28 protein-coding genes and 1 pseudogene are annotated in these 23713 nt (G+C 37.8%); 16 read left to right on the top strand and 13 right to left on the bottom strand.

Annotated elements, in window-relative coordinates; all coding sequences use genetic code 11:
- Positions 1–50 precede the first annotated feature (50 nt).
- From KP710_RS03860 to KP710_RS03850, 3 genes and pseudogenes are all read left to right on the top strand, one after another.
- Positions 51–170, top strand: a pseudogene (locus tag KP710_RS03860) (IS1595 family transposase); the annotation flags it as partial.
- A 255-nt stretch (positions 171–425) separates the two neighbouring features.
- Positions 426–1127, top strand: a complete 702-nt coding sequence (locus KP710_RS03855) for an MOSC domain-containing protein (RefSeq protein ID WP_111407501.1) — start codon at positions 426–428, stop codon at positions 1125–1127.
- A 77-nt stretch (positions 1128–1204) separates the two neighbouring features.
- A complete protein-coding gene (locus KP710_RS03850) occupies positions 1205–1348 on the top strand; it encodes a hypothetical protein (RefSeq protein WP_111407500.1) in 144 nt (47 codons plus the stop codon).
- Positions 1349–1427: 79 nt separating this feature from the next.
- Here KP710_RS03850 and KP710_RS03845 read toward each other — a convergent pair whose 3' ends face one another.
- The 5 genes from KP710_RS03845 to KP710_RS03825 form a co-directional block, all read right to left on the bottom strand.
- Positions 1428–2282, bottom strand: a complete 855-nt coding sequence (locus KP710_RS03845) for a cysteine ABC transporter substrate-binding protein (protein WP_111407499.1) — start codon at positions 2280–2282, stop codon at positions 1428–1430.
- Positions 2266–3030, bottom strand: a complete 765-nt coding sequence (locus tag KP710_RS03840; RefSeq protein WP_111407498.1) for an amino acid ABC transporter ATP-binding protein — start codon at positions 3028–3030, stop codon at positions 2266–2268. Before KP710_RS03840 ends, KP710_RS03845 begins: the two co-directional genes overlap by 17 nt.
- A gap of 9 nt (positions 3031–3039) precedes the next feature.
- Positions 3040–3708, bottom strand: a complete 669-nt coding sequence (locus KP710_RS03835; protein WP_111407497.1) for an amino acid ABC transporter permease — start codon at positions 3706–3708, stop codon at positions 3040–3042.
- Positions 3698–4357: an amino acid ABC transporter permease gene (locus KP710_RS03830; protein ID WP_111407496.1), complete on the bottom strand. Its 660-nt coding sequence runs from the start codon at positions 4355–4357 to the stop codon at positions 3698–3700. Before KP710_RS03830 ends, KP710_RS03835 begins: the two co-directional genes overlap by 11 nt.
- A 142-nt stretch (positions 4358–4499) precedes the next feature.
- Complete coding sequence (locus KP710_RS03825) at positions 4500–5531, bottom strand: branched-chain amino acid aminotransferase (RefSeq protein WP_005626306.1); 1032 nt, start codon at positions 5529–5531, stop codon at positions 4500–4502.
- 475 nt (positions 5532–6006) lie between these two features.
- Between KP710_RS03825 and KP710_RS03820 the strand changes: the two genes are divergently transcribed.
- From KP710_RS03820 to cysB, 7 genes are all read left to right on the top strand, one after another.
- Complete coding sequence (locus tag KP710_RS03820) at positions 6007–6900, top strand: transcriptional regulator GcvA (protein WP_065265254.1); 894 nt, start codon at positions 6007–6009, stop codon at positions 6898–6900.
- On the top strand, positions 6893–7984 hold the full coding sequence (rlmM, locus tag KP710_RS03815; protein WP_111407495.1) for a 23S rRNA (cytidine(2498)-2'-O)-methyltransferase RlmM: 1092 nt from the start codon (positions 6893–6895) through the stop codon (positions 7982–7984). Before KP710_RS03820 ends, rlmM begins: the two co-directional genes overlap by 8 nt.
- Positions 7985–8019: 35 nt before the next feature.
- The gene (sucC, locus tag KP710_RS03810; RefSeq protein ID WP_215770923.1) at positions 8020–9189 is read left to right on the top strand and encodes an ADP-forming succinate--CoA ligase subunit beta; all 1170 of its coding nucleotides are present in this window, start codon (positions 8020–8022) and stop codon (positions 9187–9189) included.
- Positions 9189–10058, top strand: coding sequence for a succinate--CoA ligase subunit alpha (sucD, locus tag KP710_RS03805; protein ID WP_111407493.1), 870 nt, complete (start codon positions 9189–9191; stop codon positions 10056–10058). The genes sucC and sucD overlap by 1 nt, the downstream gene beginning before the upstream one ends.
- 134 nt (positions 10059–10192) lie before the next feature.
- A complete protein-coding gene (locus KP710_RS03800) occupies positions 10193–10816 on the top strand; it encodes an L-threonylcarbamoyladenylate synthase (protein WP_065265250.1) in 624 nt (207 codons plus the stop codon).
- A 47-nt stretch (positions 10817–10863) separates the two neighbouring features.
- On the top strand, positions 10864–11937 hold the full coding sequence (gene rluB, locus KP710_RS03795) for a 23S rRNA pseudouridine(2605) synthase RluB (RefSeq protein ID WP_111407492.1): 1074 nt from the start codon (positions 10864–10866) through the stop codon (positions 11935–11937).
- Positions 11938–11948: 11 nt separating this feature from the next.
- Entirely contained in the window at positions 11949–12920 is a 972-nt protein-coding gene (gene cysB / locus KP710_RS03790) for an HTH-type transcriptional regulator CysB (RefSeq protein WP_111407491.1), read from the top strand.
- 67 nt (positions 12921–12987) lie between these two features.
- Here cysB and KP710_RS03785 read toward each other — a convergent pair whose 3' ends face one another.
- Both KP710_RS03785 and prmB read right to left on the bottom strand, forming a co-directional pair.
- Positions 12988–14052: an MFS transporter gene (locus tag KP710_RS03785; RefSeq protein ID WP_111407490.1), complete on the bottom strand. Its 1065-nt coding sequence runs from the start codon at positions 14050–14052 to the stop codon at positions 12988–12990.
- Between the two features lie 103 nt (positions 14053–14155).
- Positions 14156–15100 carry a 50S ribosomal protein L3 N(5)-glutamine methyltransferase gene (gene prmB, locus KP710_RS03780; protein WP_111407489.1) on the bottom strand — a complete coding sequence of 315 codons (945 nt, stop codon included), beginning with the start codon at positions 15098–15100 and terminating at the stop codon, positions 14156–14158.
- Between the two features lie 129 nt (positions 15101–15229).
- Here prmB and smrB point away from each other — a divergent pair, with 129 nt between their 5' ends.
- A complete protein-coding gene (gene smrB, locus KP710_RS03775) occupies positions 15230–15733 on the top strand; it encodes an endonuclease SmrB (protein ID WP_111407488.1) in 504 nt (167 codons plus the stop codon).
- 80 nt (positions 15734–15813) lie between these two features.
- On the opposite strand, the gene tpx is transcribed toward smrB, so the two are convergent.
- The 3 genes from tpx to serC all read right to left on the bottom strand — a co-directional run bounded on the left by tpx (position 15814) and on the right by serC (position 18577).
- Positions 15814–16311 (bottom strand): thiol peroxidase, encoded by a 498-nt coding sequence (gene tpx, locus KP710_RS03770; RefSeq protein WP_111407487.1) that lies wholly within the window; start codon positions 16309–16311, stop codon positions 15814–15816.
- Between the two features lie 8 nt (positions 16312–16319).
- On the bottom strand, positions 16320–17429 hold the full coding sequence (gene hisC, locus KP710_RS03765) for a histidinol-phosphate transaminase (RefSeq protein WP_111407486.1): 1110 nt from the start codon (positions 17427–17429) through the stop codon (positions 16320–16322).
- Between the two features lie 65 nt (positions 17430–17494).
- A complete protein-coding gene (gene serC, locus KP710_RS03760; RefSeq protein ID WP_111407485.1) occupies positions 17495–18577 on the bottom strand; it encodes a 3-phosphoserine/phosphohydroxythreonine transaminase in 1083 nt (360 codons plus the stop codon).
- 189 nt (positions 18578–18766) lie between these two features.
- Here serC and KP710_RS03755 point away from each other — a divergent pair, with 189 nt between their 5' ends.
- Positions 18767–19114, top strand: coding sequence for a DUF496 family protein (locus KP710_RS03755; RefSeq protein WP_111407484.1), 348 nt, complete (start codon positions 18767–18769; stop codon positions 19112–19114).
- A 41-nt stretch (positions 19115–19155) separates the two neighbouring features.
- On the opposite strand, the gene KP710_RS03750 is transcribed toward KP710_RS03755, so the two are convergent.
- A complete protein-coding gene (locus KP710_RS03750) occupies positions 19156–19482 on the bottom strand; it encodes a zinc ribbon domain-containing protein YjdM (RefSeq protein ID WP_106014129.1) in 327 nt (108 codons plus the stop codon).
- Between the two features lie 113 nt (positions 19483–19595).
- On the opposite strand from KP710_RS03750, the gene KP710_RS03745 reads away from it, so the two are divergent.
- Positions 19596–20153 carry a YtfJ family protein gene (locus KP710_RS03745; RefSeq protein WP_111407483.1) on the top strand — a complete coding sequence of 186 codons (558 nt, stop codon included), beginning with the start codon at positions 19596–19598 and terminating at the stop codon, positions 20151–20153.
- A gap of 33 nt (positions 20154–20186) precedes the next feature.
- On the opposite strand, the gene rsmC is transcribed toward KP710_RS03745, so the two are convergent.
- Positions 20187–21179, bottom strand: coding sequence for a 16S rRNA (guanine(1207)-N(2))-methyltransferase RsmC (gene rsmC, locus KP710_RS03740; RefSeq protein ID WP_111407482.1), 993 nt, complete (start codon positions 21177–21179; stop codon positions 20187–20189).
- Between the two features lie 94 nt (positions 21180–21273).
- Between rsmC and KP710_RS03735 the strand changes: the two genes are divergently transcribed.
- Genes KP710_RS03735 through rimI form a run of 3 tightly spaced genes read left to right on the top strand, consistent with a single transcriptional unit; the run spans position 21274 to position 22710 of the window.
- Positions 21274–21861, top strand: a complete 588-nt coding sequence (locus KP710_RS03735) for a YdgH/BhsA/McbA family protein (protein ID WP_065250119.1) — start codon at positions 21274–21276, stop codon at positions 21859–21861.
- 1 nt (position 21862) lies between these two features.
- The gene (gene holD, locus KP710_RS03730) at positions 21863–22267 is read left to right on the top strand and encodes a DNA polymerase III subunit psi (protein ID WP_111407481.1); all 405 of its coding nucleotides are present in this window, start codon (positions 21863–21865) and stop codon (positions 22265–22267) included.
- A 2-nt stretch (positions 22268–22269) separates the two neighbouring features.
- Positions 22270–22710, top strand: coding sequence for a ribosomal protein S18-alanine N-acetyltransferase (rimI, locus tag KP710_RS03725; protein WP_111407480.1), 441 nt, complete (start codon positions 22270–22272; stop codon positions 22708–22710).
- Between the two features lie 42 nt (positions 22711–22752).
- Here rimI and fdhE read toward each other — a convergent pair whose 3' ends face one another.
- A complete protein-coding gene (gene fdhE, locus KP710_RS03720) occupies positions 22753–23661 on the bottom strand; it encodes a formate dehydrogenase accessory protein FdhE (RefSeq protein WP_111407479.1) in 909 nt (302 codons plus the stop codon).
- Positions 23662–23713: the final 52 nt, after the last annotated feature.

Below are 23713 nucleotides of genomic sequence, written 5' to 3'. Positions count from 1 at the left end.
GGGTTGTTCTAGATAACGACTAAAAACTCTATTTAGGCTAAGATAGCCAAATGAGAAAAAGTCGCCTAAGTCAGCATAAACAAAATAAACTTATTGATCTATTTGTGGTAGATATGACAGCTCGAACCGCAACTGTGTTAGCAAATATAAATAAAGCCACTTTAGCTTATGTAAAGGACAAAAGCGCATCAAAAATAGTTTCAACATTATCTTCACTTTCTGTGGTATCGGTATTTTAGTAAAAAAGATACGATGGTTGGTGCAGCATACGGATACCAATGGTAATCTAATAACAATAATAAATTTCTAAAGTAAGTGAAGCGCCCGGCAAATGTAGGGCGCTTTTTTATCTGTATATGTTAAAGAACTGATGGTTCATGATAAAATTCAGGAATAAGGCTTAAATAAAACTTGGAGTAATATAAATGAGCAAAATTTTAGCCGTGAAAGCCGCCAAAGCAAGCGTGCTCACATTATCTGGTGGTAAACAAATTACAACGGCTATTCGTAAACATGCGGTATCGCACATTCGGGTTGAACGTTTGGGCCCTATAGGGGATGAAGTCGCGAACATTAAACATCATGGTGGGGTTGATAAAGCTATTTTTTTCAATGGGCAAAAAAGTTTAGAAAAACTGACCGCACTTTTGGCTTTGTCGTATGATTATTTACAAGATTCACGTTTTGGTGAAAATTTTGTGGTGTCTGATCTGGATGAAAATAATGTTTGTATTGGTGATCAATTTCGTATTGGCGAAGCGTTAATTGAAGTTTGCCAACCTCGCAAGCCGTGTAATACATTATCTCAAAATACGAATGTACCAGAAACACGAAAAGTGGTGGTGGAAACGGGGTTGGTGGGATGGTATGCGCGTGTATTAGAGGCGGGTGAAATTCATCAAGATGATGAACTGGTCTTGGTTAAGCGTCCTTATCCAGCATTAACTGTGATGGCAGTGCATGAACTGCTTTCAAAACCAGCCAATACTTTAAATAAAACCTTTTTAGAACAAACCTTACAGTGCAATGTGTTAGCGGAGGGTTATAAAACCACTTTGCGTAAGCAAGCAGATAAACTGGCTCAAGATTCTTCACAAAGTGCCTTTTTTAATACACCTGAATTTTAATGAGGGGAGAAAGTCAGGCAAAGTTTAAATCTATGCTATAATTTTTCCATCATTCAATTTTCAATAAAGGATAAATCATGAAAAAATGGTTGTTAGTGGTCGCGGCTGCATTGGTTGTTTCGGCTTGTGCGAATAAAGATGTGTATTTTAATGGGGCGGAAGGTTCGCATTCTGGAATCAAATTTGATAAAAACACACATCATTGGGGAATGAACCCATAAAGTGCAGTAGGTTTTAGCCCTATTTTCATTTATAAAAAATAAGCGCTGGTTTCCCCGCGCTTATTTTTATTTGCATTTATTATTTATATTGAACCGCAATATCGCTTTCGCTGACGCTATCACCATAAACTGGCAATAATGTTTTTTCATAGGCTTGTTTTAATACGCTTTCTTTAGAAAGTTTCACAATTTCAGTATTTAACCAATTGAGTAAATCTGGCGCATCTTTGCGTACTGCAGGGGCAATAACATCTTGATCGCCAAAACTTTTTACGCCTACTGTGTAGCCTGGGTTTTGTTTAGCCCAAGCAAATAAGAAGGTGTTGTCATTAGAAAGTGCATCACCACGTCCGTCACGTAATGCTTCAAAGGTTTCGGTATTTTGTTCAAATTTAAGTAATTTGATGTTGGGATAATTTTTGGTAAAGAAAATATCCGCGGTAGTCCCTTTATCCACAATCAGGGTTTTATCTTTTAATTGTTCAAGGTTTGTAATGACTTCACCATTTTTAGACACCACGCCAAGTGCAACTTTCATATAAGGGTTAGCAAAATCGACCACTTCCTTACGTGCTGCGGTGACAGTAAAATTCGCTAGAATAATATCTACTTTCTTGGAAAGTAAATATTCAGCGCGGTTTGCCGCATCTACAAGCACAAATTCCACTTTATTTTCATCGCCTAATAGATCCTTCGTAATCGCTTTACCGATTTCTACATCAAACCCTTGGCTTTTTCCTTGGGCATCCACATAGCCAAATGGCGGTTTATCACTGAATACGCCAATGCGTACTTTGCCTGCTTGTTTGATTTGTTCAATTGCAGAAGCTTGTTTCGTTTCTTTGACCTGTTCTTTATCGTTACAGGCCGATAATCCAAAAGCAAGTGCTGCCGTGGCAAAAAGTGCGGTTAATTTTTTAAATGTTTTCTTCATAGTTTGTCCCTCTTGGTTCATAGTTTAAGATGTTTAAGAATGTTTTCGCCCGATCCGTGGTTGGATTCGTGAAGAAATCTTCAGGCTTGGCTTGTTCGATAATTTGACCTTTATCCATAAATACAATGCGATGTGCGACTTGACGTGCAAAATTCATTTCATGTGTCACAATCAACATTGTCATGCCATCTTTGGCTAGACCTAAAATAACATCGAGTACTTCGCGTACCATTTCTGGATCCAATGCAGCGGTCACTTCATCAAATAGAATAATTTCAGGATTCATACATAGGGTACGCACAATGGCTATGCGTTGCTTTTGACCACCTGAAAGCTCGCGTGGATAGGCATTTTTACGCTCATATAATCCCACTCGTTTGAGTAATTCATCTGCTTGTTTTTCTGCTTCAGCACGATCGCGTTTTTGTACTTTTAATGGTCCAAGTAGAATGTTGTCGATCACTGATAAATGAGCAAATAATTCATAACTTTGAAACACCATACCAATACGTTGGCGCGCTCTTACCCAACTGATGTCTTTGCCAAGTATGCCTGCATTTTGCAGTAATAATTGACCGCTCTTTATTGGTTCTAAGCCATTTAGTGTGCGTAAAAAAGTGCTTTTCCCACAGCCAGATGGCCCTAAAATTACGACAACTTCCCCTTTTTCAACAGAAAGACTTATTCCTTTTAACGCTTCTACATCGCCATAATTTTTAACAAGATTTTTGATTTCTAATAATGCCATTTTGGTTCCTTAATTTTCCCAACGCGCTTCTAAATAACGAGAAAATAATGAAAGTGGATAACAAATTACAAAATATAAACAGAAAATTACACCGTATATCCAAAGGGCAGCGGACTGATTAGTGAAAAGAGAATGTTCAATAATTTGTTGACCAACTTTGATAACTTCAACCACACCAATTAACATGGCAAGTGAACTGGTTTTTATCATACGTGTGAATAAGTTAATCATACTTGGTGTCACTCGTTTTAGGCTTTGAGGAAGTAAAATATAAATGAAAGTTTGCAAGGGCGTTAAGCCTAGGGCGTAAGCCGATTCAATTTGGTGCTTTTCAATGGAGGTGAGCGCACCACGCACGAGATCCCCCATTTCTGCAGTTCCCCAAAAAATAAAGACAAGAATACAGACGGTGACACTATCTAAATGGATATCAAACCATTTTGCTAATCCAAAATAGGCAAGAAACAACAACACTAATAATGGGATAAGGCGTACAAATTCAAGATAAAAGCCTGTAATTGCTTTGATAATATTATTTTTACTTGTCATCAGTACGCCTAAAATAATCCCTAAGAAGCAAGCAAAAAATACTGAAATAAATGCAATTTCAGCGGTAATCCAAAGCCCATGGAGTAAGCAGTTTAATTGGTTACCTTGGAATAATAATTCAAGCCCCATATTTTGCTCTCCGAGTACGTTTTTCTAAATAGCGAATCAAAATTGACATCGGTAATAAAATAATTAGATAAAATACAATCAATAAAAATAAGGACTCATTTGTTTTGTAATCCATACCAATGATTTCTTTTGCAATAAACATTAATTCTGCGACAGCAACTGCGCTAATAACGGAGGTTTCTTTCATTAAAAATAAACAGTTTGCTCCAATAGCTGGTATAGAAATAGCAAAGGCTTGAGGTAAAATCACATAGCGGAAAGCCTGAAAAGGTGTTAAACCGATGCTGAGTGCAGATTCTATTTGCCCTTTTGAGACTGCTTCTAATCCCCCGCGAATGGCCTCAGCCATATAGCTCCCACCTAAAAAAGCTAATCCAATCACACCACAAGTGAATCCATCTAATTTAATGCCAACTTTAGATAAGCCGAAATAAAGGAAAAACACTTGAATTAAAAGTGGGGTATTACGAGAAAGTTCAATGTAGCTTTTAACTAGCCAGCTTAATGATTTCACTTGGTAAGTACTTATCACTGCACAAATAGTGCCGATAATCAGCGAAAGTAAGATTCCCCAAAAGGAGAGAGCAAGTGTCATTAATGTTGCATCTACAAATCGCGGAAAAACGTTAATGATATAATCCCAGTTCATTTTCTTTTTATGAAAGCATTGTTTGTAAAAAGATAATAAAAGAGATTTTTTATGTTGAGAAAGAATTGAAATGAATGATTTATAGCGAAATGGAATAAGATGAGATAAAGAAAATGCGGTGAAAAGTCACCGCACTTATTTATTATTCTACTTTCACAATCCAGCCTTCAGGGGCTTCGACATCACCGAATTGAATGCCTGTGAGTTCTTCATAAAGGCGACGTGTTACTGGGCCAACTTCAGTTTCAGAATAGAACACATGGAATTTACCTTTATGTTGGATTCCGCCAACAGGTGAAATGACCGCTGCAGTACCACAAGCACCCGCTTCAGCAAATTGATCTAGCTGATCGATATAAACATCGCCTTCAATTGCTTCCATACCTAAACGCTCTTTTGCGATATGTAAAAGAGAGTATTTGGTGATACTTGGTAAAATAGATTCTGATTTTGGCGTGATGAATTTATTATCTTTTGTGATTCCAAAGAAGTTTGCCGCACCGACTTCTTCAATTTTAGTGTGAGTTTTTGGATCTAAATAAATGGCATCAGCGAATTTACGTTCTGGCGTACCTTGTTCTGCTGCTAATACGTGTGGAAGAAGGCTTGCAGCGTAGTTACCCCCCACTTTTACGCCACCGGTTCCCATTGGTGCAGCGCGATCGTATTCGGTGGTAATAAAGTTAGATGGAGTTAAACCACCTTTGAAATAGGCACCAACTGGGCAGCAGAATACAGAGAAAATAAATTCTGGCGCAGCTTTTACACCAATATTTTCCCCCACACCAATTAAAAATGGACGTAAATATAGGGTTGCGCCAGAGCCGTAAGGTCCAACCCATTCTTCGTTTGCTTTCACTACTTCTTTACATGCACGGATAAATAATTCAGTGGGCACCTGTGGCATGAGTAAACGATCTGATGTATGTTGCATGCGTTTTGCATTTTCTTGTGGACGGAATAAGTTGATTGAGCCGTCTTTGCAACGATAAGCTTTTAAGCCTTCAAAGCATTGTTGACCATAGTGCAGTGCGGTAGAACCTTCGTGAATATGTAAGGTATTGTCTGTGGTGAGTTTGCCTTCGTCCCATTTGCCATCTTTCCAGTGGGCGATGAAACGGTAATCTGTTTTGATATAACTAAAACCAAGGTTATTCCAGTCTAAGTCTTTCATTTTGCTTCCTTAATTTATTTTTATGAATGAAATAGGGGTTAATCTACATCATTATTATGGGAATTTGAATCTTAAATTTTCAAAATTGGTTAATTTTTAGAAAATTAACTAATAATTGTGAAATTTGTGAAGTCGATCAGAAAATCAAGATGTAACTGTGATAGAATCAGGAAGAAAAAAACGCCACTCAAGAAGAGTAGCGTTTAACCAATAAGGTTTAAATATACAGGAAGTAAATGAGTAACTTGATTTTGTTACTCAAGTTCGGTTACCCGAACTATATGCAAACACAACATCATACTTAAGTCCGAAACTCATTAACTAGTAAGGAATTACCAATCATTAAGTATGGCTGTATTGTAAGGAAAAAGGGTAGAAAAGGACAAATGACGTTTTTTTATCTGAAGTATTAGAAAAACTAATCCGAATTAAATCTTGTCTATTATAGACAAAAATTTTATGAATGGAAATACTTATGTATAAACGTTTGCCACCGTTGAATTCGCTAAAAGCTTTTGAGTCAGCTGCTCGCTATTTAAGTTTTACTAAAGCGGCAGATGAGCTTTGTGTGACACAAGCGGCAGTTAGTCATCAAATTAAATTATTAGAAGAGTTCTTAGGAATTGAATTATTTAAGCGAAAGAATCGTTCTTTAGAATTAACAGAGCTTGGAAAAGCTTATTTTGTTGATATTAATAAAATTCTGCGCCGCTTAAATGAAGCAACAGAGCGATTGTTAACGTTAAAAACGGATCCGCATTTAAATATTAGCGTGCCACAAACTTTTGGTATCCAATGGCTCGTGCCACATTTAAGTGAATTTAATCAGCTTTATCCGCAAATTGAGGTGCGTTTAACCGGCGTGGATCAAGATGAAGGCTTGTTAAATAAAGAAATTGATCTTGCTATTTATTATGGTTTGGGTAATTGGCAGAATCTCCAAGTGGATCGTCTTGGCGGAGAAAATTTATTGATTTTAGCGTCGCCTGAATTGTTAGCAGAAAATCCAATTATTCAGCCTGAAGATTTAAAAAAACACACATTAATTCATATTCATACGCGTGATAATTGGCAAGCGATGGCAAATCATTTACAGTTAGATGATTTAAATATTCAGCAAGGGCCGTTATTTAGTCATACATTTATGGCGTTACAGGCGGCTATTCATGGGCAAGGCATTGTATTAGCTAATCGCTTATTAGCCTTGCAAGAAATTGAAAATGGCTCCTTAAAAGTGGTATTGCCAACCAATTTACCTGATCCAAAATCATTTTATGTGGTCAATCATCTTGATCGTCTAGATGATCAAAAAATTCAAGCATTCCGTCAGTGGATTATTAACTCAATTAAACAAGAAGAAAATGAATAAACTCGCATTATATTGTCGTCCAGGTTTTGAGAAAGAAGTCGCCGCAGAGATCACCGATCAAGCAAGTAATTTAGGTATATTTGGTTTTGCACGAGTACAAGATAATTCGGGCTATGTCATTTTTGAATGTTATCAACCTGATGAGGCTGATCGCCTTGCCCGAGACATTCCTTTTAATCGTTTGATTTTTGCTCGTCAGATGGTTGTGGTTTCTGATTTATTGGAATATTTAGAGCCCGCTGATCGTATTAGTCCCATCGTGGCGGCGTTTGAAGAATTATCACAACAAGTTAATTTTGCTCAATCTAGTGAGCTTTTTGTAGAAACTGCAGACACAAATGAAGCGAAAGAGCTTTCCACTTTTTGTCGTAAATTTACCGTGCCTTTACGTCAGGCATTGAAAAAACAGGGCTGGCTTTCTGCAAAAGCAACTCAAAAGAGCGGTCAATTTTTACATTGCTTTTTTGTAAAACCGAATTGCTGTTATGTGGGATATTCTTATGTAGGTAATCATTCCCCGCATTTTATGGGGATCCCTCGTTTAAAATTTCCAGCAGATGCGCCGAGTCGCTCTACGTTAAAATTAGAAGAAGCTATTTTGACTTTTATTCCACATAAAGAAGAGAATAAACGTTTAAATGAAAATATGATTGGCGTTGATTTAGGGGCTTGCCCTGGCGGTTGGACGTATCAATTAGTCAAACGCGGTTTATTTGTTTATGCAGTTGATCACGGAAAAATGGCAGCGAGTTTGCATGATACGGGACGCATTGAACATTGTGCGGAAGATGGGTTTAGATTTCAGCCTCCTAAAAGGAAAAAAGTGGATTGGTTAGTCTGCGATATGGTGGAACAACCAAGCCGTATTTCGTTATTGATTGGTAAATGGTTGTTGAATGGTTGGTGCCGAGAAACGATCTTCAATTTAAAATTACCCATGAAAAAACGTTATCAGGAAGTTGTATTATGTTTAGAAAACTTGGCTGTTATGTTGGCTGAGCAGAATTTGAATTTTGATATTCAAGCTAAACATTTATATCACGATCGTGAAGAAATCACGGTACATATAGCATTAAAATCTTGAGTGAATTGTTTTCATAACCAAAAAGGACGTCGCGAATGAATTTACACGAATACCAAGCAAAACAACTATTTGAGCATTATGGATTACCCGTAAAAAATGGGGCGGTCTGTCAATCTGTTGATGAAGTAGATTTGGTACTGGCTCAACTTTCAGGCGATAAGTGGGCAGCGAAATGCCAAGTTCATGCGGGTGGGCGTGGTAAAGCGGGTGGCGTTAAATTAGTGCACGATGTAGAGGAAGCTAGATCTTTTGCAGAAAAATGGCTAGGACAACGTTTAGTCACTTTTCAAACGGATAAATCAGGTCAGCCAGTAAACCAGATTTATTTTGAAGAAACTTGCGATATTGATAAAGAATTTTACTTAAGTGCGGTTGTTGATCGCGCTTCTCAAAAAGTGGTGTTTATTGCTTCCTCTGCGGGTGGAATGAATATTGAAGAAGTCGCGCAAAATTCACCGCACTTACTCCACAAAGCAACCGTTGATCCTTTATTTGGAGGATTGCCTTATCAAGGTCGTGAATTGGCGTTTAAATTAGGGTTAAGTGGTACGCAAAACAAACAGTTTACCGATATCTTTATGGGCTTATCTCGTTTGTTTTTAGAAAAAGATTTATCTTTAGTGGAAGTCAATCCGCTTGTTCTGACTAAACAAGGCAATTTGGTTTGTCTCGACGCTAAAATATCTGTTAATGATAACGCTTTATTTCGTCATAAAGATCTCTTAGCACTGCAAGATTTAACTCAAAATGATGCCCGTGAAGCAGAAGCTGAAAAATTCCAGTTAAACTATGTGGCTTTAGAGGGCGATATTGGTTGTATGGTAAACGGGGCTGGGCTTGCAATGGGCACCATGGATATTGTGAAACTCTATGGCGGGAAGCCTGCGAATTTTCTTGATGTCGGTGGTGGTGCAACGAAAGAACGGGTTGCTGAAGCATTCAAAATTATTTTAACCGATCCTTCGGTGAAGGTAATTTTAGTGAATATTTTTGGTGGCATTGTTCGTTGTGATTTGATTGCTGAAGGCGTGATTGCTGCAGTAAATGAAGTGGGCGTGAGAGTGCCTGTGGTTGTGCGATTAGAAGGAACGAATGCTGAAATCGGTCGCCAAATTTTAGCGGAAAGCGACGTTAATATTCTTACCGCACACAGTTTACAACAAGCCGCAGAATTAGCCGTGAATGCAGCAAAAGGAGAACACTAATGGCGATTTTAATTGATAAAAATACCAAAGTGATTTGCCAAGGTTTTACTGGTGGACAAGGGACTTTTCATTCTGAACAAGCATTAGCCTACGGAACGCAATTAGTCGGTGGCGTATCACCAAATAAAGGTGGGACTACCCATCTTGGTTTGCCTGTATTTAATACAGTTCGTGAAGCTGTCGAAAATACGGGCGCAACAGCGACGGTCATTTATGTGCCAGCACCATTTTGTAAAGATGCCATAATTGAAGCTATTGATGCAGGGATTAAGTTAATTGTATGCATTACTGAGGGCATCCCTACATTGGATATGCTTAAGGTTAAACAAAAATTAAATGAAACAGGCGTTGTGATGATTGGGCCAAATTGCCCGGGTGTGATTACGCCTGATGAGTGTAAAATCGGCATCATGCCAGGACACATACATAAAAAAGGCAAAGTGGGGATTGTTTCTCGTTCTGGTACTTTAACGTATGAAGCGGTAAAACAAACTACAGATGAAGGCTTTGGACAATCGACTTGTGTGGGTATCGGTGGCGATCCCATTCCAGGATCTAGTTTTATTGATATTCTCGAAAGATTTCAACAAGATTCCGAAACAGAAGCCATTGTGATGATTGGCGAGATAGGCGGTTCCGCGGAGGAAGACGCGGCAACTTTCATTAAAGATAACGTCACTAAACCCGTGGTAGCCTATATTGCGGGAATCACTGCACCAAAAGGCAAACGGATGGGGCATGCGGGTGCCATTATTAGTGGTGGGAAAGGTACTGCCGCAGAAAAAATTGCAGCACTTGAGGCCGCAGGTGTGACCTGTGTAAAAAGTCTCGCTGAAATTGGTGCAGCCTTGAAAAAGGTATTAAAATAATTTCAAAAAATTAACCGCACTTTAGTTTGACAAGGCGTAGATTGACTCTCTACGCCTTTATTTTTATATGCTCGCCATTATAAAGTGAGCGCAAAACTGCTATAATCAGCGCACACTTTTTAAGGAAGAAACACATGAGCCAATTTTTCTATATCCACCCTGAAAATCCACAAGCGCGCTTGATTAATCAAGCCGTAGAGATTTTACAAAAAGGTGGAGTAATTGTGTATCCGACGGATTCGGGATATGCCTTAGGCTGTATGATGGGCGATAAACATGCAATGGATCGCATTGTAGCAATTCGTAAATTGCCAGAAGGACATAATTTTACGTTGGTGTGTAGTGATTTATCGGAGCTTTCAACTTACGCAACGGTAAGTAATACTGCTTATCGTTTGATTAAAAATAATACGCCTGGGCGTTATACTTTTATTCTTACTGCAACGAAAGAATTACCGCGTCGTTTAATGACATCAAAACGTAAAACCATTGGTTTACGTGTACCAGATAATAAAATCGCTTTAGATTTACTTTCAGCCTTAGGTGAGCCTATTTTATCTTGTTCGTTAATGTTGCCAGATGAAGAACATACTACGCAATCTGATCCTGAGGAAATTCGAGATCGTTTAGAGCACCAAGTCGATTTAATTATTCATGGTGGATATTTAGGGCAAGAGCCTACAACAGTGGTGGATTTAACGGAAGAATCGCCAGTGATTTTGCGCGAAGGAAGTGGAAGCACTGATCCTTTTATTTAACTTATAGACGCTTGTGAAAGCGACCTTTCCATTATTGAAGGAAAACAATGAAACCTAGTCAAAAACAAACTCAAAGACAACCGCACTTTTCCAAAGATTCAGCAAAGAAAAGTGATTTTTCAGCTAAAAATGATAGACGTTCAGTGTCTCGTAATGCTCGCGTAGAAACGACAAATACGAAAAAAAGTGCGGTTAATTCTGACAATAAATTTTTAGCTAAGCCAAAAGCGAAACCTGTTGTAAAAGCCTCAAATCAGCCTAAAGTAGAGGGCGAAAAATTACAGAAAGTTTTAGCTCGTGCTGGACAAGGCTCTCGTCGTGAAATTGAAACGATGATTGCCGCAGGCCGAGTGAGCGTAGAGGGTAAAATTGCGACTTTAGGTGATCGTATTGACGTACATTCTGGCGTGAAAGTGCGTATTGATGGCCAAATCATTAATCTTAGCCACGCACAAAAAGAAATTTGCCGTGTGTTAATGTATTACAAACCTGAAGGTGAACTTTGTACTCGTAGTGACCCAGAAGGGCGTGCGACCGTGTTTGACCGTTTGCCACGTTTAACGGGCTCTCGTTGGATTGCGGTGGGGCGTTTAGATATTAATACATCGGGTTTGTTGCTTTTCACTACTGATGGTGAATTAGCAAATCGATTAATGCACCCAAGCCGTGAAGTTGAACGTGAATATTCGGTACGTGTATTTGGTCAAGTGGATGATGCAATGTTAGCGCGTTTACGTAAGGGCGTTCAGCTTGAAGATGGCCCTGCCAACTTTAAAGAAATTAAATTTACAGGTGGTGTTGGTATCAACCAATGGTATGACGTAACCTTGATGGAAGGACGTAACCGTGAGGTTCGCCGTTTGTGGGAATCCCAAGGAATTCAAGTCAGCCGTCTGATTCGTATTCGTTACGGTAATATCAAACTGATGAAAGGTTTGCCTCGTGGTGGCTGGGAAGAAATGGATCTTGAAAACGTCAATTACTTGCGTGAACTTGTGGGATTACCGGCTGAAACCGAAACGAAATTAGATGTTACACAACCACGTCGTCGTCCAAAATCTGGACAAATTCGTAAAGCGGTAAAACGTTATTCTGAACTGAGCAAACGTTATAAAAAATAAGGACTTTTTTTATGAAAATGCAGCAACTGCGCTATATTGTTGAGATTGTAAATCAACATTTGAGTGTCACAGAAGCCGCGAATGCGCTTTATACCTCTCAGCCCGGTATAAGTAAGCAAGTGCGTCTGTTAGAGGATGAACTTGGACTTGAGATTTTTGAGCGAAATGGCAAACATATTAAGGCAGTGACACCCGCTGGCAAGAAAATTGTTGCCATTGCGCGTGAATTATTAGTGAAAGCCCAGGGTATTCGTGCGGTAGCTGATGAATATACGCAACCTAATCATGGGGTACTACGTATTGCGACAACGAATACGCAGGCTCGTTATATGCTACCTGCAGTTGTTGAACGTTTTTCTAAACAATATCCAGATGTGAGTTTACATATTCATCAAGGTTCGCCAACACAAATTCACGATGCGTTAATGTCCGGTGAGGTGGATCTGGCGATTACAACTGAAGCGCCACATTTGTATGATGATTTAATTCAATTACCTTGTTATTGGTGGAACCGTTCCGTTATTGTAAAACCAGATCACCCTTTAGTTAATTCAGAAAAACTAACGATTGAAGCACTAGGAAAATATCCTCTTGTTACTTACACCTTTGGTTTTACAGGCGTATCCGATCTAGATTATGCTTTTAATAGCGCAGGAATATTGCCTAATATTGTATTCACAGCTACTGATGCGGATGTCATTAAGACCTATGTGCGCTTAGGATTAGGTGTGGGTATTATGGCATCAATGGCGCATACTGAGCTTGATAAAGATCTTGTTGCAATTGATGCGAGTCATTTATTCCGTGCCAGTATGACAAATATTGCTTTTAAACATAGTACGTTTTTACGTAATTATATGTATGATTTTATGGAATATTTTTCTCCGCACTTAACACGCCCTGTTGTTGAAAAGGCGGAGAGTTTGCGTGATAACAATGCCGTGAAGCGATTATTTGAAGGTATTGAATTAGAAGTGAAATAATTTTATTTATATAGTTATATGGTGTGAAGTGCGGTTGAAATTTAATAAGAATTTCAACCGCACTTTTTTATACTAAAAATAGAACTGGAACAAGGTTCATCACACCAACTGTCGCGATGGAAAGCAATAATCTTGATGCGCCAAAAATAAAACCACGATTAGTGCCATTATCAAATTTTACTAATAAGTTTGCCATCGCTGTGAGGGCATATACTTCAATGACGGTAAAAATGACAAGATAGGCATAGGCGGAAAGTACGGAAAGATAACGTAAGGTGATAAACCAAGGCACGATAATTCCAATAGCCAACAGAGGGGCAACCCATGCGGCTTGTTTGATCGTTAAATTAATTTTTCGGGAAAAATAGCTTTGTAATAGCACGGTGAGTAAGCCGTTACCAAATAATGCTATCGGCGAATGTTCAGGCATGCCAAGTTTATTGTTAAATAAAAATGGGAAAATGACAAAGAAAGAGCTCGCAATGGCAAGAGGTAAAAAGAGCATTAAATGCACCATAAGAAATTCTTTTGTAATAATTTCTTTAATTTGAGTAAAACGAAATTTCACCAACGTTTGTAAGGTTTGAATTTGATAGAAAGGCTTCACCATTAAGGCGAATAATACGGCTTCCATTGAAAAACAAACCCAGATGAGCAAGTCGATATGTTCGTATTTAATAAATGGGATCACTAAAAGCGGCGCAAACATGGATGACATGGAGGTCACTTTTAGATATTTCCCTTGCAAGCGCGTTTTTTCTTTGTATTCATCTCCAGCCAACACAAGTAAGCAGGCTTTGGCATTGGTTCCAAATAAGCAACTACCTAAACCAAAACAAGTGGTCGCAATAAGGAGCAATAAATAATTATCTGCTGCGAGAAAGAAAATATAAGCTATCACATCTAAAAAACAGCCGAGCAACATCATTTTGGCTAAACCATAACGATCTCCCCAAATACCGGCAAGAATGGAAAGGGCTTGGTTTGAGAAAAAGAGCAGTGATAAGGAAAAGGCGATTTCGCTGTTGCTCAATCCTTTACTTTGTAGATAAATCAGAAATACCGTTTGCACAGAAAAAAAGGCAAGGGTGGAAAAGAAACGCCGAGTGAGTAAAAGTTTTTGTAAATTCATAGAGTCAAATGATAAAAAAGAAAAGCACGCGTTGAATAACGCGCGCCATGAGTTTTATAAGTGCGGTTAAAATTGATATTAAAATTTTACCGCACTTGAAAGATTAAAACAGATTGTGATATTTCACTAAATCCTTACGCTGAATAGCAAATACGCCTAGTCCTCCATTTTTAAGCTCTACCCATTCAAAGGGCACATCTGGATATTGCTCAATTAAGCTCACCATGCTATTGCCCACTTCACATACCAACAGGCCATTTTCGGTTAAGTAATCTGGCGCTTGTTTCAAAATTTGTTTGGTAATGTTTAAGCCATCATGGCCAGAACCCAAGGCTAACTCTGGTTCAAAATGGAATTCTTCTGGCATATCGGCGAGATCTTCTTCGTCCACATAAGGTGGATTGGTCACGATAAGATCGTATTTTTGTCCTAAAATATTTTCAAATAAGTTTGATTGAATCGGGAATACGCGATGCTCTAATTGATGGCGTGAAATATTGATCTCCGCGACATTAAGTGCATCAACTGATAAATCTACTGCATCCACTTCCGCATTCGGGAAAGCATAAGCACAAGCAATGGCAATACAACCGCTACCTGTGCATAGATCGAGAATATGATTCGGCTCTTGTAGAATTAAATCTTCAAAGCGATCTTGAATTAAAGCACTAATTGGAGAACGTGGAATAATAGTTCGTTCATCGACATAAAATTCGTGACCGCAGAACCAAGCGCTATTCGTTAAATATGCCACCGGTACGCGTTGTTCGATTCGGGTTAATACAAGTTGAACTAAGGTTTCTTTTTCAGATGGGGTTAATCGACTGTTAAATAATTCGGTAGGTAAATCAATGGGTAAATGTAAGCCACTTAAAACGAGTTGCAGGCTTTCATCCCAAGGATTATCGTGCCCTTGCCCGAAGTAAATATCGGATAGATTGAGAATGCTATACGTCCAACGCAGAAAATCTTGGATGGTTTGCAGTTCGTTTGCAACATTATCTTCCAAGATAGTTGCAACTAATTCTTGGTTATGTGAGGTTTCCATCGCATTTCTCCATAAAAGTGAGTAGAAAAGTTAGCATAAAATTCGGTATGAAAATTTGGCGTAGTTATACCACAGATGAGAATGTAGAACTATGCTATGATACGCAAAATTTGAAATTAATGAGAAAAAATGCAAGACGAATTTGATTTATTCCGTGCGGAAACCAAAGGCATTAAGCCGATTAAACAAGATACTTTTGTTGCCCCACGCCAAAAACGTGATCAGAAAAAAATAGAATTGAAAGAATTACGAGCGAAAGAAGACACATTGTTCTATTTTTCTGATGAATATGAACCGTTACTGAATGAGAATGATGGTGTTGTGAAATATTTACGTGATGGGGAAGATTCCCATTTGTTAAAACAACTTCGTCGTGGCGATTTTTCGCCAGAACTGTTTTTAGATTTACACGGTTTAACCCGTGAACAAGCTAAGCAAGAATTAGCCGCACTTTTACTGGCTTGTGAAAATGAGCATGTTGATTGTGCCAGTATCATGACGGGCTATGGCACCTTTACATTGAAAAAACAAATTCCACGTTGGCTAGTTCAACATCCCAAAGTGCGGGCATTACATCAAGCGCCAAGAGAATGGGGCGGTGAGGCGGCAATTTTGATTTTAGTGGATGTGTAAAATATTAAGAAAATTGACCGCACTTTTATCATATCCCCTAGTTTTTGCAAATAGGGGATATTTTAATTAGCTAATGTAAGTTATAGCACAGCCAAAGCCGCATCATAATTCGGCTCATTTTTAATTTCAGAGACTAATTCGCTGTGTATGACATTATTATTTTCATCAAGAATAATGACTGCACGCGCAGTTAATCCTGCAATTGGACCTGTAGTGATGTTAACGCCTAGCGTATCATGTACGGATTTATGGCGGAAGGTTGATAGTGTTTGTACATTTTCAATTCCTTCAGCACCGCAAAAGCGTGCTTGTGCAAAAGGGATATCTGCTGAAATACAGAGTACGACAGTATTTTCTAATGTGGATGCTCGTTGATTAAATACTCGTACAGACGTTGCACATACACCGGTATCAATACTTGGGAAAATATTAAGGACTTTACGCTTACCAGAAAAATCCCCTAAGCTTACATCAGCTAGATCTTTATTTGTAAAGTGCACGTTTTCTACTTTTTCGCCTTTTTGTGGGAAATGGCCTTTTACTTCAATGGGATTACCCATCATTGTTACTTTTGTCATAAAAGCTCCTATTTTATGAGAGGGAGATGTAGCACCTTAGAAAGTGCGGTGAAAAATCGGTCATTTTCTTCTGGTAAACCAATACTTATACGAAGATGATTTGGCATTCCATAGCCTGCTATTGGACGAACAATCACACCTTCATGCAATAAGGCATCATAAATTGGTGCGGCAGGTTGTTTAAAATTAATCGTAATAAAATTTCCTTTTGAAGGAATATATTCTAAGTTGTGCTTTTGGCAGAATGTTTCATAGCGAATCATTTCTGAGCGGTTATTTTCCGCCACTTTTTCAACAAAATGATCATCATTCATCACGGCAACTGCTGCCGTTAATGCTAATGCATTACAGTTAAAAGGTTGACGAACACGATTTAATAAATCGGCAATTTCGGGATTAGATACTGCGTAACCGATACGTAATCCGGCCAATCCGTAAGCTTTAGAAAGTGAGCGAGAAACAATAAGATTAGGGTATTTTTTTAAAAGACTAAAAGAATCTATGCGCTCTTCTTTTTGGGTAAATTCTGTGTAAGCCTCATCTAACACAACAATGACAGTTGCAGGAATCTGCTCTAAAAAAGCATCGATTTCTTGCTCAGTTAAAAAGTTACCTGTGGGATTGTTTGGATTCGCAATATAAATAAGCTTCGTTTTATCAGAAAGAGCGGCTAAAAATCCGTTTAAATCATGTCCCCAATTTTTAGCGGGAATTTCTTTTGCTACTGCATTAATTGCTTTAGTGACTAGTGGATAGACAATAAAGGCATATTGTGAATAAATGACTTCATCATGTTCACTAGCAAAAGTATGGGCAAAGAGTTCTAATAAATCATTTGATCCGTTTCCAAGCGTAATTTGGTTAGGTTGAACACCAAATTTTTGAGCAATAGTTTGTTTGAGTTCAAAACCATTGGCATCGGGATAACGTGTGAGTTGATTTAGTTGTGCATTTATAGCGCGTTTAGCACTTTCGGGAAAGCCAAATGGATTTTCATTTGAGGCGAGTTTTATAATATTGGAAATGCCGAGCTCACGTTCGAGTTCTTCTATTGGCTTTCCTGCTTGGTAAGGTGAAAGGGATTTAACCCCTTGATTGGCGATATTAATGTACTGCATTGTTTTTATACGTTTTTTTATTCATATTGTGGATATTATAGAAACAGGCGTTAAGCCTGTTCTGATTAGCTATTTTCTGCTTCAAATTTTTTCATAAATTTAATCAGCGCTTCTACCCCTTCTAATGGCATGGCGTTGTAAATAGATGCACGCATTCCTCCAAGAACTTTGTGTCCTTTTAATGCTTGTAAGCCTGCTGCAGTTGATTCAGCTACAAATTTCGCATCGAGCTCAGCATTACCAGTGATAAAAGTCACATTCATAGTTGAGCGATTTTCTTTTGCAACAACATTTCTATATAGTTTGCTTGAATCAATGTAATTATAAAGCGTTTGCGCTTTTAATGTATTGCGTTTAGCAATAATGTCTAAGCCACCTATTGATTGAATATGTTTAAATACTAGAGAACATAGATACCATGCAAAGGTTGGTGGCGTATTTATCATTGAATCGGCATCACGCTGCACCGCATAGTTCCAAATAGAGGGCGTGTCTTTGCGGGCATGACCAATTAAATCGTCACGAATAATGACTAATGTAATCCCTGCTGGGCCAAGATTTTTTTGTGCACCGGCATAAATCACCCCAAATTTGCTGATATCTATTTGGCGAGATAGGATATTTGATGACATATCTGCAACTAATACGGCATCTCCCACTTTAGGAATATCAAAAATTTCAACTCCGCTAATAGTTTCATTCGGACAATAGTGAACATAGTCATATTGTTCCGCAATATCACTAAAATCGAGTTGAGTAATACGCGTTTTGTCTTCGTTTTCTACAATTGTAATTTCATCAATTTCTCCGAAATTACGCGCTTCTTTTGCTGCTGTGGCAGACCAATGCCCACTATTTAAATAAAGTGCTTTCCCTTTTTTCCCGATTAAATTCATTGGAATTGCGGCAAATTGACCACGCGCACCACCTTGTAAGAAAAGGACACGGTAGTTATCAGGAATATGATAAATATTACGCAAATCTTTTTCAGCTTGAGTGATAAGCTCCATAAAGTATTTGCCACGATGACTGACTTCCATGACAGATACCCCTTGATCAAGCCAATTTGTGAGCTCACTTTGTGCTTTATGAAGAACTTCTGGGAAAATCATTGCAGGACCTGCACTAAAATTAAAGACTTGTGACATTGTGTTTCCTTATTTTTATGAATGATATTGGTCTCTTTTTATCACTACAAAAGCGGATAATCAACGCTTTTTAAATAAATCCATCAATTTTGGGGAATGTTGTTAAAAGTTATTGGTAAGGTTTTGACGAATAGATGAAAAAAAGCTAAATTAATGAAGTCCACTTTGTCTATTTAAAAGAGAGTAATTATGGAAAATGTAAATAAGCAATCTTTCCAGGATGTGTTGGAGTATGTCCGAATGTATCGTTTAAAGAATAAGATTAAACGTGATATGGAAGACTACAACCGTAAAATTCGTGATAACCAAAAACGAGTATTATTGTTAGATAATTTGAATCAATATATTCGTGACGATATGAGCATTGAAGAAGTGCGCGGAATTATTGAAAGTATGCGAGATGATTATGAAGGACGAGTGGATGATTACACTATTCGTAATGCCGAGCTTTCAAAGCAGCGTCGAGAAACAAGTGCTAAGATGAAAGAACAGAAAAAAGCACATGCTGAATTGATGAAATCAGGTGGAATCGCTTAAATGATAAACCGATTCTGAATAAGAATCGGTTTATTTTTTTATTAAGCTTTTTTCAAAAACTCAGATTTAAGCATAATTTTGCCGCAATCTACGTTGTGATCGCCATTAACTAGGCGAATATTTTTGAATTTTGTTCCTTTTTTCAATACTTCTGATGAGCCTTTTAATTTTAGATCTTTAATGAGTAGCACATCATCACCATCGGTAAGTAAATTACCATTACTATCTTTGACGATGAGTTGATCATCATCAGTTTCAATTTGTTCATTACTATTCCATTCATTACCACAATCAGGGCATACAAAATTAACCGTGTCGTGATAAACATATTCACTTTGGCATTTTGGACAAGCAGGCATTTGATCCATTGGGTTTTCCTTCTTGGTTAGCATATAATAGGCGCGCGAGTATAGCAAAAAATGTCAAGTTCGCCAAAATAAACTAAGGTGGGCTTTTTTCGATAAAGTTTTGGAGAAATTACGTGAAAAAAAATTTTTTAGTGCTGGGATTGGGGTTAGCGATGTTGAGCAGTTCTACGTTTGCACATAATTTACAAATAGATCAATTATTACCTGCTGTGAAAGTATCTGATTATGGGGAAATTGTGTTAAATGGAAAGGATATTGCATTCCAATCTTGGACATCTTCTACGCTGCCTGGAAAAGTGAGAATCGTGCATCATTTAGCGGGAAGAACTTCAGCAAAAGAGAAAAATCAAGCAATGATTGATGCAATTAAGGCGTCACATTTTAATCCTGCAAAATATCAAACAACAACAATTATTAATGCTGATGATGCTATTGTTGGTACAGGAATGTTTGTGAAAAGTAGTGCGGAGAAAGGCAAGGTAGAGAATCCACATAGCCAAGTCGTGTTAGATGATAAAAGTGCGGTAAAAAATGCATGGGCTTTAAATGCCAAAGAAAGTGCGATTATCGTATTAGATAAAAATGGTAAAGTAAAATTTGTAAAGGAAGGGCAGTTGTCTGCCTCTGATATTCAGACAGTGCTTTCATTAGTAAGAGAATTTACTCATTAATGATAAAGGCGGCAAAATCCGCCTTTATTGTAGTTAATTTTTAACTGAATACACTTTAAATTTTCCTGTTTGAGCAACAACTTCGTAATTACCGAAATGTTGTCTAAGTAATTCGGGATAAGGCAAGAATGCATTGGCGACAATGCGTAATTCTCCACCTTGATTGAGATGCCATTTTGCTTGCGTGATGAGTTCTGTTACTGCTCGATAGGCGGTATCAATGCCATCATGGAATGGAGGATTAGAAATGATCAAATCAAATTTTCCTTCTATATCAGAAAAGACATCACTGGCGTAAACTTCGCCTTGTAATTGATTTTCAGAAAGTGTTTTACGCGCTGATTCTAACGCCATCGCATGAATATCAGTCATTGTAATTTGTGCGTTAGGAGAGCTTTTTTTTATCATAGAGCCAATTACTCCCGCTCCACAGCCAAGATCGAGTACTTTTCCTTTTATTTTATTATCAATGGTTGAAAGTAATAGTTCGGTGCCCGTATCTAATTCCGCTGCACTAAATACCCCAGGTAAACTATATATAGTTAAGTCTTGTAGCGTAGAATGTTGATAGGTTTTCCAGAAATTTTTAAGTTCAAAGTGAGGTTTGTTTTGTAGTGAAAAATGATATAAACCGCAACGACGAGCAGAGTCAATTTTCGCTATTTCTCCATAGGGTGCTAATGTTTTTTCTACTGAACGCACGCCACAACGGTTTTCTCCAATAATTAATATTTCTTGGCCAATAGGTGTCTGAGCTAATAGTTGAAGGAGTTGGAAATTGACTTCTTGTTTGTTTTTAGTCCAATAATAAACGATTAAATCAGCTTGACCTTGAAATTCAACGGAAAAATTGACCGCACTTTGCGTTCTTGCATAGTCAAAATAGCAACTCCAAATTTGGATTGATTGGCATTTAGAGGCTAATGTTTGAGGAAAATTATCAGAAATACCTCCAGCAAATAATACTGATTTACCATCAAAAAATGAAAGATGTCGTTCTAAAACTTGGCTCTCTAGAGAAATCACGCTTTGAATCCTGTGGGTTATTAGTTAAAATTACGCGCTATTTTAGCAAAATTATTAATAAAAATTGATTAAAACTATTTTAGGAAAATCCTTTATGAAAAAAATTCTCTCTGTAGCCTTAATGGCAACATTACTATCTGGATGTCAAGTTCTCGACCTTGTTCAAGGTACGCCTCAAAAGGCATCTAAAGTATCAAAGCCGGTATTAACGCCAGCTCAAACTGAAGTATTACAAAAGTTAGATGCGCAGTTTCAGCGTATTTCAGCTAAAGGCATCGAAATTGAATTCAATGGCGAGAAATATGTGAAACAAACACAAGCAGTAAAAGGTGACGATCCTCGTTTTGTGAGTCTAGCATTAAGTAAAAACAGTGAGGCTCGTAAAGCTGTGTTAAGTGACACATTCTATTTAACTGATGTTTCTCATGAGAAAGCTATTACGGAACGTTATTTTGCCAAAAATAAAGAGACCTGCCAGTTACAGGCTGTGAAATCAGATATTCATGATTATTATGCTTGTGCCAATGATAAATTTAAACGTTATGTGGCTTTAGTACATAAAGATAAAAATATTATTGCTTATCGTAGTTATACCTCATATCAAGTGGAACCTACACAGGCTGAAGAACGTGCGATTATTAAGGCATTAGTCGATTATCCATTTGATAGTATTGCTCGTTAATATGAATAGACGCGATCTTCTTTTACAAGAAATGGGCATTTCCCAGTGGACGTTATATCGCCCAGAGGTGCTACAAGGTTCAGTAGGAATTAGTGTTGCGGAGAATATTCGCTTTATCACTGTTTCTGATGAAAATATAAGTGGCTCGCCTTTGTTGGCTGATGTGCTACTCAGCCTTGATCTTAAAAAAGAAGATTGCTTATGTTTGAATTACGATCAAATCCAACATATCGAATGTAAGCAGCCTATTCGTTACTGGGTGCTATCAGAAAATAACGATAAAATTGACCGTACTTTATCATTTTGTATGCAAGCTGAGCGTGTTTATCGCTCGCCAAGTTGGCAACAATTTCAATCTAATCACCAAGCCAAACGTGAGTTGTGGCAGCAAATTCAGCAACCTTAATTATGTCTATTATTTCTCAAATTGAAGTCAGTGATTTCGAGCGATTGTATGAAATCGAGCAGCAAGCACATCTGGTTCCTTGGTCATTTGGTACATTAAAAAATAATCAAGGTGAGCGTTATCTCAATTTAAAATTAATAGAGAATAATCAGATTATTGGTTTTGCTATTTGCCAAACAGTATTGGATGAAGCGACTTTGTTTAATATTGCTATTGTACCGTCTCATCAAGGTAATGGATTGGGGAAATTATTGTTGAATGAGTTAATCACTCGATTGAAAGAAAAAGGTGTTCAGACCTTATGGCTAGAAGTTAGAGAGTCTAACCCCGCTCGTTTCTTGTATGAAAAAATTGGTTTTAATGAAGTCGATATTCGAAAAAATTATTATCCGAAACCCAGTGGTAGACGAGAAAATGCCGTGGTAATGGCCTGTTATTTATAGATACAAATGATATAGCCTAGGATGTTGTCCTAGGCTATATTTTTATGCTGCTTCTGCGGGAAATACAAATGGATTTAATCCGCTGCGTGCGAAACCTTTTTCTTCCATTTCGATATCTAAGAAAATAGAAGCCAAATCATCGGCTACTGGTTCTACATGAGGATCTTTTTCTTGGAACATGATTTTCAAGTAACTTTCACAGCTACCACAGGTTTCAGCACGAACAAGTGCAAGCTCTTCATCTAACGACCACATTTCGAGCTTGTCGTGGCTATTACAGTTGGTGCATTGTGCGCGTACTAAATTCCATTCACTTTCACATAAATTACAATGTAAGTAGCGTAAACCTTGTGATGTACCAATTTGTACAATACTCGCGACAGGTAATGAGCCACAAACAGGGCAGTGATGGAGGTTTTCAGTATTTTCCAGTTGGCTATTATGTGGAATTTGTTGAGTGAGTTGTAACCAATAGAGGGACAGGGCTGCCCAAATGAAAACAGACTTATCGCTACTTACTAAGTTAAATTCTTGAGTAAGAAGTTTAGTTGCCATCTCTTCTAATTCTGAAGATGATGCTTTTTCAAGCTGTTCAATAGTTGCTAATACTTGTTCATTAGCTTTAGGTTTTATTTCGTGAATAATTTCTGCGAGATATTCTCTCCAAATATTATTCCGTTGAAAAGTTTTTGCATTTAAGGGCTCAATTTCATTTAACTGTTTAAATGGATGAGCAGGTAAAGGATTTTTTTCTAATGTAGAAAGTTGGCTTTCTACAATATCTGCAGCAAAATTTAAGTAATCGCTTAGTGGATGATCCTTCGCTAAATCACGCAGACGTTTTGCACGACGCTGGTAAAGGTTTTTAGGATTCGCAAATAAAACAGGTGGAACATCATAAGCGTTCTTTTTTTGTTTAATTTCATCCTCTGAAAGAATTTTAATACTCATAAGATACTCTTGATTGTCACTAATAAAAAGTGCGGTTATTTAACCGCACTTT

Origin of the sequence: Haemophilus sp. SZY H35 (assembly GCF_018829705.1) — a bacterium.
Taxonomy (GTDB): domain Bacteria; phylum Pseudomonadota; class Gammaproteobacteria; order Enterobacterales; family Pasteurellaceae; genus Haemophilus; species Haemophilus haemolyticus_K.
The sequence above is the reverse complement of the archived record's forward strand: the minus strand, read 5'-3'. Positions and strand labels throughout refer to the sequence as shown.

Coding starts and splice junctions, on each gene's coding strand:
- KP710_RS03855 (WP_111407501.1), top strand. CDS start 426: ATGAGCAAAATTTTAGCCGTGAAAGCCGCCAAAGCAAGCGTGCTCACA.
- KP710_RS03850 (WP_111407500.1), top strand. CDS start 1,205: ATGAAAAAATGGTTGTTAGTGGTCGCGGCTGCATTGGTTGTTTCGGCT.
- KP710_RS03845 (WP_111407499.1), bottom strand. CDS start 2,282: ATGAAGAAAACATTTAAAAAATTAACCGCACTTTTTGCCACGGCAGCA.
- KP710_RS03840 (WP_111407498.1), bottom strand. CDS start 3,030: ATGGCATTATTAGAAATCAAAAATCTTGTTAAAAATTATGGCGATGTA.
- KP710_RS03835 (WP_111407497.1), bottom strand. CDS start 3,708: ATGGGGCTTGAATTATTATTCCAAGGTAACCAATTAAACTGCTTACTC.
- KP710_RS03830 (WP_111407496.1), bottom strand. CDS start 4,357: ATGAACTGGGATTATATCATTAACGTTTTTCCGCGATTTGTAGATGCA.
- KP710_RS03825 (WP_005626306.1), bottom strand. CDS start 5,531: ATGAAAGACTTAGACTGGAATAACCTTGGTTTTAGTTATATCAAAACA.
- KP710_RS03820 (WP_065265254.1), top strand. CDS start 6,007: ATGTATAAACGTTTGCCACCGTTGAATTCGCTAAAAGCTTTTGAGTCA.
- rlmM (WP_111407495.1), top strand. CDS start 6,893: ATGAATAAACTCGCATTATATTGTCGTCCAGGTTTTGAGAAAGAAGTC.
- sucC (WP_215770923.1), top strand. CDS start 8,020: ATGAATTTACACGAATACCAAGCAAAACAACTATTTGAGCATTATGGA.
- sucD (WP_111407493.1), top strand. CDS start 9,189: ATGGCGATTTTAATTGATAAAAATACCAAAGTGATTTGCCAAGGTTTT.
- KP710_RS03800 (WP_065265250.1), top strand. CDS start 10,193: ATGAGCCAATTTTTCTATATCCACCCTGAAAATCCACAAGCGCGCTTG.
- rluB (WP_111407492.1), top strand. CDS start 10,864: ATGAAACCTAGTCAAAAACAAACTCAAAGACAACCGCACTTTTCCAAA.
- cysB (WP_111407491.1), top strand. CDS start 11,949: ATGAAAATGCAGCAACTGCGCTATATTGTTGAGATTGTAAATCAACAT.
- KP710_RS03785 (WP_111407490.1), bottom strand. CDS start 14,052: ATGAATTTACAAAAACTTTTACTCACTCGGCGTTTCTTTTCCACCCTT.
- prmB (WP_111407489.1), bottom strand. CDS start 15,100: ATGGAAACCTCACATAACCAAGAATTAGTTGCAACTATCTTGGAAGAT.
- smrB (WP_111407488.1), top strand. CDS start 15,230: ATGCAAGACGAATTTGATTTATTCCGTGCGGAAACCAAAGGCATTAAG.
- tpx (WP_111407487.1), bottom strand. CDS start 16,311: ATGACAAAAGTAACAATGATGGGTAATCCCATTGAAGTAAAAGGCCAT.
- hisC (WP_111407486.1), bottom strand. CDS start 17,429: ATGCAGTACATTAATATCGCCAATCAAGGGGTTAAATCCCTTTCACCT.
- serC (WP_111407485.1), bottom strand. CDS start 18,577: ATGTCACAAGTCTTTAATTTTAGTGCAGGTCCTGCAATGATTTTCCCA.
- KP710_RS03755 (WP_111407484.1), top strand. CDS start 18,767: ATGGAAAATGTAAATAAGCAATCTTTCCAGGATGTGTTGGAGTATGTC.
- KP710_RS03750 (WP_106014129.1), bottom strand. CDS start 19,482: ATGGATCAAATGCCTGCTTGTCCAAAATGCCAAAGTGAATATGTTTAT.
- KP710_RS03735 (WP_065250119.1), top strand. CDS start 21,274: ATGAAAAAAATTCTCTCTGTAGCCTTAATGGCAACATTACTATCTGGA.
- holD (WP_111407481.1), top strand. CDS start 21,863: ATGAATAGACGCGATCTTCTTTTACAAGAAATGGGCATTTCCCAGTGG.
- rimI (WP_111407480.1), top strand. CDS start 22,270: ATGTCTATTATTTCTCAAATTGAAGTCAGTGATTTCGAGCGATTGTAT.
- fdhE (WP_111407479.1), bottom strand. CDS start 23,661: ATGAGTATTAAAATTCTTTCAGAGGATGAAATTAAACAAAAAAAGAAC.